At 53.3% G+C, this 12,185-nt stretch carries 11 protein-coding genes; 4 read left to right on the forward strand and 7 right to left on the reverse strand.

The features are described from left to right. Positions 1–317: 317 nt before the first annotated feature. The 3 genes from cysH to cysJ form a co-directional block, all read right to left on the reverse strand. A complete protein-coding gene (gene cysH, locus ACJHW7_RS12060; protein ID WP_000039862.1) occupies positions 318–1,052 on the reverse strand; it encodes a phosphoadenosine phosphosulfate reductase in 735 nt (244 codons plus the stop codon). Between the two features lie 73 nt (positions 1,053–1,125). Next, positions 1,126–2,838: an assimilatory sulfite reductase (NADPH) hemoprotein subunit gene (gene cysI / locus ACJHW7_RS12065; RefSeq protein ID WP_021557139.1), complete on the reverse strand. Its 1,713-nt coding sequence runs from the start codon at positions 2,836–2,838 to the stop codon at positions 1,126–1,128. After that, positions 2,838–4,637: an NADPH-dependent assimilatory sulfite reductase flavoprotein subunit gene (gene cysJ, locus ACJHW7_RS12070; protein ID WP_021557140.1), complete on the reverse strand. Its 1,800-nt coding sequence runs from the start codon at positions 4,635–4,637 to the stop codon at positions 2,838–2,840. The genes cysI and cysJ overlap by 1 nt, the downstream gene beginning before the upstream one ends. Before the next feature lie 318 nt (positions 4,638–4,955). Between cysJ and queD the strand changes: the two genes are divergently transcribed. From queD to ACJHW7_RS12090, 4 genes are all read left to right on the forward strand, one after another. Next, positions 4,956–5,318 carry a 6-carboxytetrahydropterin synthase QueD gene (gene queD, locus ACJHW7_RS12075; RefSeq protein ID WP_000108294.1) on the forward strand — a complete coding sequence of 121 codons (363 nt, stop codon included), beginning with the start codon at positions 4,956–4,958 and terminating at the stop codon, positions 5,316–5,318. Positions 5,319–5,395: 77 nt separating this feature from the next. Next, positions 5,396–6,667 (forward strand): FAD-dependent oxidoreductase, encoded by a 1,272-nt coding sequence (locus ACJHW7_RS12080; RefSeq protein WP_001307970.1) that lies wholly within the window; start codon positions 5,396–5,398, stop codon positions 6,665–6,667. After that, the gene (locus ACJHW7_RS12085) at positions 6,658–6,918 is read left to right on the forward strand and encodes a ferredoxin family protein (RefSeq protein WP_021557141.1); all 261 of its coding nucleotides are present in this window, start codon (positions 6,658–6,660) and stop codon (positions 6,916–6,918) included. Before ACJHW7_RS12080 ends, ACJHW7_RS12085 begins: the two co-directional genes overlap by 10 nt. A gap of 16 nt (positions 6,919–6,934) precedes the next feature. Further along, a complete protein-coding gene (locus ACJHW7_RS12090; RefSeq protein ID WP_001130266.1) occupies positions 6,935–7,510 on the forward strand; it encodes a glycerol-3-phosphate responsive antiterminator in 576 nt (191 codons plus the stop codon). 147 nt (positions 7,511–7,657) lie between these two features. Here ACJHW7_RS12090 and ACJHW7_RS12095 read toward each other — a convergent pair whose 3' ends face one another. Genes ACJHW7_RS12095 through ACJHW7_RS12110 form a run of 4 tightly spaced genes read right to left on the reverse strand, consistent with a single transcriptional unit; the run spans position 7,658 to position 12,157 of the window. After that, positions 7,658–8,518 (reverse strand): electron transfer flavoprotein subunit alpha/FixB family protein, encoded by an 861-nt coding sequence (locus ACJHW7_RS12095; RefSeq protein ID WP_021557142.1) that lies wholly within the window; start codon positions 8,516–8,518, stop codon positions 7,658–7,660. Then, the gene (locus ACJHW7_RS12100) at positions 8,515–9,294 is read right to left on the reverse strand and encodes an electron transfer flavoprotein subunit beta/FixA family protein (RefSeq protein WP_021557143.1); all 780 of its coding nucleotides are present in this window, start codon (positions 9,292–9,294) and stop codon (positions 8,515–8,517) included. Before ACJHW7_RS12100 ends, ACJHW7_RS12095 begins: the two co-directional genes overlap by 4 nt. Further along, entirely contained in the window at positions 9,272–10,681 is a 1,410-nt protein-coding gene (locus tag ACJHW7_RS12105; RefSeq protein ID WP_021557144.1) for an MFS transporter, read from the reverse strand. The genes ACJHW7_RS12100 and ACJHW7_RS12105 overlap by 23 nt, the downstream gene beginning before the upstream one ends. Before the next feature lie 21 nt (positions 10,682–10,702). After that, positions 10,703–12,157, reverse strand: coding sequence for an FAD-binding oxidoreductase (locus ACJHW7_RS12110; RefSeq protein WP_021557145.1), 1,455 nt, complete (start codon positions 12,155–12,157; stop codon positions 10,703–10,705). Positions 12,158–12,185 lie beyond the last annotated feature (28 nt).

A 12,185-nucleotide genomic window follows, 5' to 3' on the forward strand; every position in this document is an offset into this window, starting at 1 on the left:
GCGGGCTATTTTTCGATGCTGCTCATAAATATCGAATTACAGTGATATACACATGTCTTGCCTCCCTGCAAAGAAGAGACTAACATCCGAATTGCTACGTTCGAACGCGAGCCTCAGGTTGATAGAAATATCGCCTGGGGCTTTTGTCCATCTGGAACCTCGCGAATGCTTAACGCCAGACAGCCTCAAGCACCCGACGCCATTCTATACCTGATAATTCTTCCAGCGGCGTTCACGTTTAAAATCAGGAATGCTGCTCGCAAAATAAAAACGCCCCCATCATTTCTGACAGAGGCGTTTAATTTATCCGGCAATATTTACCCTTCGTGTAACCCACATTCCCTTTTTAAGCCAAAGAAACGCGTTTCTTCTTCCGCCATGCCGGGTTCCCATTTACGGGTTGTATGGGTATCGCCCACCGATAAATATCCTTCGTCCCATAATGGGTGATATTTCAGGCCATGCTTTTGCAGATACTGATATATCGTTCGGTTATCCCAGTCGATAATCGGCAGCACTTTAAATACGCCACGCTGAATTGCCAGCACCGGTAAATTGGCGCGGCTGCCGGATTGTTCACGGCGCAGGCCAGCAAACCACGTTTGCGCGTTAAGTTCTTTCAGCGCCCGGTTCATCGGTTCGACTTTGTTGATGTCATTGTACTTTTCAATGCCTTCAACGCCCTGTTCCCACAGTTTTCCGTAGCGTGCTTCCTGCCAGGCTGCGCTTTCGGTAGCACGGTACACTTTCAGGTTGAGCTTGAGTTTGTCCGTTAACTCATCGATAAAGCGGTAGGTTTCCGGGAACAAGTAACCGGTATCGGTGAGGATCACTGGAATATCCGGGCGAATCTGATTCACCAGATGCAGGCTCACCGCCGCCTGAATGCCGAAGCTGGAAGAAAGCACATATTCACCGGGCAGATTATCCAGCGCCCAGGCTACGCGGCCTTCAGCGTCCAGTTTTTCCAGTTGGGCGTTAGTTTCCGCCAGCGCCAGAATGCGATCTACCTTCGGCAGTTCGTTCAGGGCGTTTAGATCGAGTTTGGACATAGATTCCTCACTGTTTGCCTTGCCTGATGCGACGCTCACGCGTCTTATCAGGCCTACAAGACCGGGCTGATGGTTAATCCCACAAATCGCGCGCCGGATCGAGCACCGGGCGAATGATGCCCGCACGCACCGTAAAGTCGCCGAAGCCTTCACCCGCTTCGCGCTCTTTCGCCCAGCGCCCTATCAGTTCATCAAGCGACGCCAGGATTTCCGGCTTGGTGATGTTTTCTTTATACATCCGTGGGATACGTGTCCCAATACGGTTGCCGCCAAGATGCAGGTTGTAGCGACCCGGCGCTTTACCCACCAGGCCCACTTCCGCCAGCATCGCGCGACCACAACCGTTCGGGCAGCCTGTTACACGCATCACGATATGCTCATCGCTGACACCATGTTTCGCCATTAAATTATCGATGTTGTCGATAAAAGACGGCAGGAAACGCTCCGCTTCCGCCATCGCCAGCGGGCAAGTCGGGAACGAGACGCAGGCCATTGAGTTTTCACGCTGCGGCGTGACGGCATTCATTAACCCGCTCTCTTTGGCGATCTTCTCGATCTTCGCTTTCTCGCTTTCCGGCACACCGGCGATGATCAGATTCTGGTTCGCCGTAATGCGGAAATCACCTTTGTGGATCTTCGCGATCTCCAGCAGGCCGGTTTTCAGCGGACGCCCCGGATAATCAAGGATGCGACCATTTTCGATAAACAGCGTCAGGTGCCAGTTATCATCAATGCCCTTAACCCAGCCAATACGATCTCCACGTCCGGTGAACTCATACGGACGGATCGGTTCAAATTTGATCCCCGCGCGACGCTCCACTTCCGCTTTAAACGTCTCAACTCCCACTCGCTCCAGCGTGTATTTGGTTTTGGCATTTTTACGATCGGTTCGGTTACCCCAGTCACGCTGAGTTGTCACGACGGCTTCCGCCACCGCTAGCGTATGCTCTAGCGGCAGATAGCCAAACTCACTCGCCGTGCGGGCGTAGGTTTTCTTGTTGCCGTGTTCGATAGAAAGCCCACCGCCCACCAACAGGTTAAAGCCCACCAGCTTGCCGTTTTCGGCGATCGCCACGAAGTTCATGTCGTTGGCGTGCAGATCGATATCGTTCTGTGGCGGGATCACTACCGTGGTTTTGAATTTACGCGGCAGGTAGGTCTGGCCGAGGATCGGTTCTTCATCAGTGGTGGCGACTTTTTCCTGATCGAGCCAGATCTCCGCATACGCGCGGGTACGAGGCAGCAGATGTTCAGAGATTTTCTTCGCCCACTCGTACGCTTCTGCGTGCAGCTGCGACTCGTAAGGGTTCGAGGTGCAGAGTACGTTACGGTTCATGTCGTTAGCGGTCGCCAGCGCATCAAGACCGACCGAGTGCAGCATCTGGTGCACCGGTTTGACGTTCTTTTTCAGAATGCCGTGGAACTGAAACGTCTGGCGGTTGGTCAGGCGAATGCTGCCATAGATGGTGTTTTCACCGGCAAATTTGTCGATCGCCTGCCACTGTTTAGTGGTAATCACTCCCCCCGGCAGACGACAGCGAAGCAGCATCGCGTGGCGCGGCTCCAGCTTCTGTTCAGCACGTTCGGCGCGGATGTCGCGGTCATCCTGCTGATACATGCCGTGGAAGCGGATCAGCAGGAAGTTATCGCCCTTAAAGCCGCCGGTCAGGCCGTCGTTTAAATCTTCCGCAATGGTGCCGCGCAGGTAGTTGCTTTCAAGCTTCATGCGCTCGGCGTCTGTCAGTTTTCCTTCAACCACTAAAGGCCCTGGATGTTTTTCGCTCATTAGTAGACATCTCGCTGATAACGGCGCTCTACGCGCAGCTCACTTAAAAATTCATCCGCCGCTTCGGTGTCCATGCCACCAAATTCGGCAATCACTTCCAGAAGTGCCTGCTCAACGTCTTTCGCCATGCGATTAGCGTCGCCGCAGACATAAATGTGGGCACCGTCATTGATCCAGCGCCACAGCTCCGCGCCCTGTTCGCGCAGTTTGTCTTGTACGTAAACTTTTTCTTTTTGATCGCGCGACCAGGCGAGATCGATCCGCGTCAGCACACCCTCTTTGACGTAGCGCTGCCACTCCACCTGGTAGAGGAAATCTTCCGTAAAATGCGGGTTGCCAAAGAACAGCCAGTTTTTACCCGGTGCTTCATCGGCAGCACGTTGCTGCATAAAGGCGCGGAACGGCGCGATACCGGTGCCTGGGCCAATCATAATCACCGGGGTTTCCGGGTTAGCGGGCAGGCGGAAGTTATCGTTATGTTCGATAAAGACGCGGACTTCACCCTCTTCTTCCACGCGGTCCGCGAGGAAGCTGGAGGCACCACCCGCACGGGCGCGGCCTTCAATGTCATAACGAACGACACCAACGGTGACGTGCACTTCACTTTCCACTTCAGCCTGCGATGAGGCGATGGAATAGAGGCGCGGCGTCAGCGGGCGCAGCAGGTTAATCAGCGCTTCAGCATCAAGCTGTGCCGGAGAGAAACGCACCATATCGACAATCGGCGTGGTCGCGGCGTAATGCTGCAACTTCGCTTTATCGCCCACCAGCGGCAGCAGCGTTTCACTGCGGGTAAGCGTGGCATAGTTCTCAACGATATTGGCGGTGTTAACCGTCAGTTCGAAGTGCCACTGTAGCGCTTCGCGCAGGGTCAGCGTTTTGCCGTCAACGGTGACAGTTTCATCGCCTTTCAGCCACAGCAGTTCGACAAGTTCTTTCACCAGTGCCGGATCGTTCTGATACCACACGCCCAGCGCGTCGCCCGGCTGATAGCGCAGGCCCGAGTCACCTAAGTCAATTTCGATATGGCGAACGTCTTTTTCAGAGTTACGCCCGGTAATTTTCTGGTTAACAGAGAGGCTAGCCACCAGCGGCGCGTCTTTGCTGTACGGGCTGGTGTGGATTTCATTTACCGCGCCAGTAGCGACGGATTGCGAAGGTGCCGCGACAGGCGCACGCGATTTAAGCGCATCAACCACGCGGGCGCGCCACTCGCTGGCAGCAGCCTGGTATTCAACGTCGGCGTCGACACGGTCGAGCAGGCGTTCACCGCCCAGTTCCGCCAGCTTGCTGTCGAAATCTTTCCCGGACTGGCAGAAAAATTCATAAGAACTATCGCCGAGGCTAAACACGGCAAAAGCGGTATTTTCCAGCTTCGGCGCTTTTTTGGAGAACAGGAACTTATGCAGCGCGACGGCTTCTTCCGGCGGTTCCCCTTCCCCTTGCGTTGACGTCACTACGATGAGCAGTTTTTCGCTGGCGATTTGTTTGAATTTATAGTCGCCCGCGTTCACCAGCTTAACGTTCAGTTTTTCTGCTAATAAATCATCGCGTAATGCTTCAGCAACCCGGCGCGCATTGCCGGTTTGCGAAGCAGAGATAATAGTTATACCCGGCATTTCTGCGGCTGGCGCTGGCGTCGCTGCAAGCGCAGCAGGCTGCTGATTGAGCACGCCCCAGAAATAGCCAGAAACCCAGGCAAGCTGGGTGGGAGTTAAATCGGTCGTGGCCGCCTGAAGGCGTGCCAGTTGCTCCGGGTTCAACGGAAGCAACGCGGAAGGTGGGACCTGTGTCGTCATGCGTCGTTATGTTCCAGTAAGCAAAGCTGTTTCTGCGCCCTGTCAGCGCCCATAAAACAGAAGAGAAGGTAAGGTTAACGGGGTGAACGGTGTGGATTAAAGACGGGATAGCGATAACTAATAACCAAATCGACTAACCTGTTTTAGCAATAGTCTTTAACAACAAAATAGATTAACCAACCTAATGAAAAACAAATGAATTTAGCCAATCATTAAGATAAATCAGCGATTTTGCGCAACAAAGTCGTTTTAGATAATGCGAAAAAACAGCCTTTCCGGTACTCTACGGCGGTTTTATCGTCCTGTAGAGAAATTATGATGTCCACCACGTTATTTAAAGATTTCACCTTCGAAGCCGCTCACCGCTTACCACACGTCCCGGAAGGGCATAAATGTGGTCGCCTGCACGGGCATTCCTTTATGGTGCGACTGGAAATTACCGGGGAAGTCGATCCGCATACGGGCTGGATTATCGATTTCGCTGAACTGAAAGCGGCGTTTAAGCCAACTTATGAGCGCCTCGATCACCATTATCTCAATGATATTCCAGGTCTGGAAAACCCGACCAGCGAAGTTTTAGCAAAATGGATTTGGGATCAGGTTAAACCCGTTGTGCCGCTGTTAAGTGCGGTGATGGTAAAAGAAACCTGCACCGCTGGTTGTATCTATCGCGGCGAATGATAAGAGTGTGTCGGCGGTCAATTTCCCTTAAGTAACGCTATGTTAGGGTGTTGTGTTCAGGATATCTGGGGCATGACATGGAAGACGACTGCGACATTATTATTATTGGTGCCGGTATTGCAGGCACCGCTTGCGCGTTACGCTGCGCGCGAGCGGGTTTATCCGTTTTGTTACTGGAACGCGCTGAAATCCCCGGCAGCAAAAATCTTTCCGGCGGGCGGTTATATACCCATGCACTCGCGGAACTCCTCCCTCAGTTTCATCTGACCGCGCCTCTTGAACGACGCATCACTCACGAAAGCCTTTCCCTGTTAACGCCGGATGGCGCAACGACGTTTTCCAGCTTACAGCCCGGCGGTGAATCCTGGAGTGTATTACGTGCACGGTTCGATCCGTGGCTGGTTGCCGAAGCCGAAAAAGAAGGTGTCGAATGTATCCCCGGAGCGACGGTGGATGCACTGTATGAAGAAAACGGCAGAGTGTGTGGTGTCATTTGTGGTGACGATATTCTCCGCGCCCGTTATGTGGTGCTGGCAGAAGGTGCCAACAGCGTCCTGGCTGAACGTCACGGATTAGTGACTCGTCCTGCTGGCGAAGCGATGGCGTTGGGGATCAAAGAAGTGCTGTCGCTGGAAACATCCGCTATTGAAGAACGTTTTCATCTGGAGAATAACGAAGGCGCAGCGTTGCTGTTCAGCGGCGGAATCTGTGATGACTTTCCCGGCGGCGCATTTCTTTATACTAATCAACAAACGCTCTCGTTAGGGATTGTTTGCCCGCTCTCTTCCCTTACGCAAAGTCGTGTTCCGGCAAGCGAGCTGCTGGCTCGCTTTAAAACGTATCCGGCAGTGCGCCCGCTTATCAAAAACACGGAATCACTGGAGTATGGTGCGCATCTGGTGCCAGAAGGTGGCTTGCACAGTATGCCAGTGCAATACGCCGGTAACGGCTGGCTGCTGGTGGGCGATGCGTTACGCAGTTGCGTCAATACCGGAATCTCCGTGCGCGGCATGGATATGGCGCTGACTGGCGCACAGGCGGCGGCACAAACGCTGATAAGCGCCTGCCAGCACTGCGAGCCGCAAAATCTGTTTCCGCTTTATCATCACAACGTCGAGCGCAGCCTGCTGTGGGATGTTCTACAGCGTTATCAGCATGTTCCGGCGCTTTTGCAACGCCCTGGCTGGTATTGGGCGTGGCCTGCGTTAATGCAGGATATTTCCCGCGATTTATGGGATCAGGGTGATAAACCTGTTCCACCGCTGCGCCAGTTATTCTGGCGTCATTTACGTCGTCACGGCCTGTGGCATCTGGCGGGCGACGTTATCAGGAGTCTGCGATGTCTGTAGCCCGTAATCTCTGGCGCGCTGCTGATGCGCCACATATTGTTCCGGCTGACTCCGTTGAGCGCCAGACGGCAGAACGGTTGATTAACGCCTGTCCGGCAGGTCTTTTTTCGCTCACACCGGAAGGTGACTTACGTATTGACTATCGCAGTTGCCTGGAGTGTGGCACCTGCCGTTTGCTGTGCGACGAATCAACACTACAACAGTGGCGCTATCCGCCTTCCGGATTCGGCATCACCTACCGTTTTGGATAAATAATAAGGATAATTTATGCCCCTCTTACACCTGCTCCGCCAGAATCCGGTGATTGCTGCCGTTAAAGATAATGCCAGCCTACAACTGGCAATCGACTCTGAATGCCAGTTTATTTCCGTGTTGTACGGCAATATCTGCACCATCAGTAATATCGTTAAAAAGATTAAGAACGCCGGGAAATATGCTTTTATTCATGTTGATTTGCTGGAAGGCGCGTCAAATAAAGAAGTCGTGATTCAGTTTTTGAAACTGGTGACCGAGGCGGACGGCATTATCAGTACCAAAGCCTCAATGTTGAAAGCGGCAAGAGCGGAAGGTTTTTTCTGTATTCATCGCCTGTTTATTGTTGATTCGATTTCGTTTCACAACATTGATAAGCAAGTTGCGCAATCGAATCCGGATTGTATTGAGATCCTGCCAGGCTGCATGCCCAAAGTGCTGGGCTGGGTGACGGAAAAAATCCGCCAACCGCTGATTGCTGGCGGGCTGGTATGCGATGAAGAAGATGCGCGTAATGCGATTAACGCGGGTGTCGTGGCGCTTTCCACCACGAATACCGGAGTCTGGACGTTAGCGAAAAAATTGCTTTGACGGGATAATCGTAACCAATTGAATTTGGTTTGATTTGTAGGCCGCACGCCACATCCGACATTCAGCGCCTGATGCGACGCTTAACGCGTCTTATCAGGCCTACAGGTCCCCAGTCCAGAACCGTAGGCAGGATCATCCGGCAACACGTTATTGGCAATCTGCGTCAATGTTTGTCACCAGTGCCTCCAGCACCACTTTCCAGTCATCAACCACGCCAACATCTGCCTGTGAAAATACCGCTGCGCTGGCGTCATGATTAATCGCCACCACAAACTTGCTATTGCGTACGCCCGCCATTAACGCTGCTGCGCCAGAAGCGCCAACAACAATACACACCTCAGGTGCCAGCAGATGTCCGGAAATACCAATCACTTTTTCAGCATCAACGCCACCGTTCATCACTCGCGCCCGACTGTAGCCCACTTCGGCTCCCAGCTTTTCTGCCAGCATAGCGATTTCCTGGTTATCTGCCTCTCCGCCCTGCCCCACCACCAACACCCGTCTGGCCTCAGCTAATGGGTCGCGGGTAACATTTTTCAGGTTCTCTATGCTAACCAGCCAGTCCGGAAGCGCACCCGGGACAATGTTCAGTTGTTGCATTCCAGAGGGCAACGTGGCGTTTTTCGCTGCTCCCGCCTGACGCGCCAGGGAAAGGCATAGCGGGCGTTTTTCTGTTTGCAGCGTCGCCGTTAGCGCATTTCCCCAGTGGGATTTGCGCACGCTTACGGTTGGAATCTCTAACGAAGTCACCTGGCAGATGCTTGCACCATGTAAACGCCAGGCCAGCCGGGTCGACAGTTCATCGCCAAACGTTCCCGGCGGAAAGAGAACAACGTTCGCAGGCGTTCGCTGCCACTGTTCCACCAGCGCATCCAGCACCTGTTCCGCCACTACGGGCTGAGGTTCAATCTGCCAGTGCGCCAGGGTACAACCGCTGAAATCCTGCGCCGCCAGCCAGCTTGCTATTGCGGCATTCTCCTGATTTATTGTCACAATTGCGATATTCATGGCTGCATCCTTTGGCGTAAATAGTCCTGCCATAGCTTTTGCGCTTTTTCTGCTACCGTTTGCCCATCAATCAGCGTCGCTCCGCGTCGTTGCTCTGCTCTTGCCAGTTGCAGACACTGCATCGCTGGCAATTCGGCAGCAACAGTTTTACGGATAATTTCCGCTTTCCCCGCAGCCATTCGCTGGCGCATTCCCGGTACTGGCAAGGCCACTTCACCGCACTGGCGCACGGCAATCACCGCAGGCAAGCGAACCCGGCAACAGCGCAGCCCATGTTCAGTACGCTGTTCGAGGGTGATAAACAGCGCGTCGAGAGTGAAACGCTCCACCTGGGTGAAGCAGGGCCAGCCCAGCGTTTCCGCCAGCAAAAATGGCGTTTGCCCATTCTGCCCTTCGCTGCTTTGGCAGCCGGTAATTATCAGATCCAGCGGATTCTGACGCTGCCATTCGGCAATATGGCGAGCGACAAATTCCGACGCAAAGCGCAGATCTGCCGCCGTCTCCAGCAATACAGCTTCCTCAAACCCAAGAGCCATGAGATAGCGCAGCCAGTGTAACGCCCGTTCATCCCCCATGCTCAACGCGGTTAAAGACATCGGCGTACCGTTTTTTCTCTGCGCCAACAGCAGCGCGGCGGCAGCCTGTTCATCAGCACCGAGTAAACTTCGCAGTAGCGAAACATCCGGTCCGCTATTACCCTGAGCCGCCGCCTGCCACTCTTTTTCCGCCAGCATTCCGGCATCCGGTTCGGCTTTAAACGCTAACAGAATGTTCATTCGCACCTCCTACATTTCCCGCCGCCACCAGCGGGAGTGCTTTGGTTTCTGGTGCCCATAGCCAGGTCACAACAAAACCAACCAACAACACTGCCGCCAGGATCAATAAGGTAACTTGCATTCCCCACTGCGCCAGCACCCACGGCAGCAGGCCAGTACTTACCGCCGCGCCCAACCGGCTCATGGCGGTGGCAAAACCGACGCCCAGCGAGCGAATGTCAGTAGGAAAACTTTCCGCAGGCAAAATGCCCACCAGATTACTGACTGCCGAAATGGTGGTGCTGAAGAGAACAAAAAGCAGCAGCGTTAATGAACTGCCGGAAGGCAAACAGGCCACTACTACCAGCGTTGCCGCCAGCAGCAAAAAACTTCCCAGCAAAAATTTGCGATGTGCCAGCAGGTGCGTCAGAACTAATCCCAGCAGCGCGCCCACAATTAACAACGCATTAAGCATCAGGCTGGCAGTCAGCGCATCTTCTAGACCAATAGTCTGGGCGATAGTTGGCAGCCAGGTATAAATCACAAACCATGGGATTACGAGGCAGACAAAGAAGACGCTGTTAAACGCCGTGCGCCGCCAGTAGCGCGAAGAGAACAAGGTTTTGATGTGTTTATGGGTCGCCGTTGCCACTTCATCGCCCAGTAAAACATGGGGACCAAAATAGCGATGCACGATAGCGTGAGCTTCTGCAAAACGCCCCTGGCGCAGTAGCCAGCGTGGCGATTCTGGCGTTCCCCAGCGTAATAACGTAATCAACAACGCGGGCATAGCTGCCGATGCCAGCAGCCAGCGCCAGGCCTCCGGGCTTTCGCTAATAAAGTGATGTCCGGCAATACTTGCTAACACATAGCCTACGGTCCACACCACGCTGAATGCGCCCAGCAAAACACCGCGATGGCGGCGCGGGGAAAATTCAGCCAGCAAGGTGTGACCTACTGAGTAATCGCCTCCCAGACCAATGCCGATCAAAATGCGCAGTCCAATAAGATGCTCTGGCGTGGTGGCAAAAAATTGCAGGAACGAAGCGAGCGTAATCAGCAAAAAGCTGAAGGTGAAGATTTTTTGCCGACCAATATGGTCGGAGATCCACCCAAGAACCAGGCTGCCAAGAAACAAACCAAGGAGCGCCGAGCCGCCGATCATTCCCGCCATAAACGGCGTCAGTTGCATGGCGGGCGTAAGTTGAATAATGGCGTAACCAATGACGCCGAGAACATAACCGTCGGTCAGGTGTGCGCCGAAAGTGAGCGCAGCAATTCGACAGTGAAAACGGTTAAGCGGTAAATCATCCATTCGCACCGGTGAAGTGTTCATCTTTACCCCTTCATTGTCCGGTAATAAGAACGGCTTCTCGCCTGAGAAGCCGAAAAGGCAACGCCCCATCATCGCGGAACGCTGCCTGACACATTATTTTTCAATCGGATAGATAGTACCCGTATTCATAATGCCGTTAGGATCGAATTGCTTTTTCAGCCCTTCCAGCAACGCCCACGCGCTGCCGTGTTCCAGCTTGCTCCAGTGAACGCGATGTTTACCAATGCCGTGGTGGTGCACCATCGAACCGCCGAGGCGAATGGTTTCTTCGCAGATGATTTTGTTGAGCGGATTGTGGTACTTGTCGATTTCCTCTTCCGGCTTACAGTTGACAACGTTGTAGTCGTAGACGAAGTACATGTTGGTGCCGTTCTGATAGCTATGAGAGGAGTGACCACCCAGCATAGTGATGTCGTCGGCGTGCGGGAACTCGATACGAATACGGTTAATAACGCTTTCGTAGATTTCGTGGATGCAGCTCCAGCAGCCGGACACTTCAGTGGTAAAGCCCATGTTGCCGGTTTTGAGGATTTGCACACGTTCGGCAGCCACTTTATCCGGTCCCCAGTTCAGGTTGTTAAACCAGGTTTCGATCAGTTTGCTGTCCACGCGCTGGCACTGCGGGTAGCGGGCAACGATTTCCGCAATCCCTTCGCCCGTCGCCTTCGCAATGCGAGGGTTACCTTCAGCCATAAAGATCAGCACACATTTTCCGTCGGCAAAATGGGTGAAGTGTTGGGTGCCATCTTCAGCGTCATACAAACGAGCGATCGACGGACGATACCCTTCCACCATGATTTCACGCAGGATGTTGAAGCCGGTTTTCATGTCTTCCAGGATATAGCCGTAGAAGAGGTTGTTTTCCGGGGTGAATTTAAAGATTTTCACTGTTACTTCAGTGATATAGCACAATGCACCTTCGTTGCCGATGATGATGTGACGAATGTCCGGGCCAGCCGCGCGGCGTGGCACGTTTTTAATGCGTGTGACGGTGCCATCAGCCAATACTGCTTCCAGACCAACGACCATATCTTCGATTGCGCCGTAGAGTGTGGAGAACTGCCCGATACTGCGGGTTGCTACCAGGCCGCCCATCTGCGCCAGCGGCTTTGACTGCGGAGAATGCCCCGTGGTGTAACCTTTTTCACGCAACGCGTTTTCCAGCACTTCCAGGGGAACGCCACATTGCGCCGTCGCCTGCATATTCTCAATATCAATATTAATGATTTGATTCATGGCGGAGCCGTCGAGCACCACCGAGTTTTCTACAACAGTTTCCAGCCCACCTTCGGTGGCGGAAGCACCGGTACGCGGCACACCGTTAATTTTGTGCGCATTCATAAAATTCAGCACACGGGAGACTTGTTCTGTGGAACCGAGTTTTACGACCGCTGCCGGAATCGGCAAAGTATAAATGCCATGAATATCCGGAAATTTACGAAAACGGTCAATACTGTTCTTCTTTAATACTGTTTCATCGGTAATTACGCGATCTGCACCAACAATTTCCTTTAGCTGGTCGACAATCGCTGCGCGAGATAAAGACATAGTAATTCCTTCCTGATAATAAAAATGG

This window comes from Escherichia sp. WS1152, from assembly GCF_046487665.1.
GTDB lineage: Bacteria > Pseudomonadota > Gammaproteobacteria > Enterobacterales > Enterobacteriaceae > Escherichia > Escherichia coli.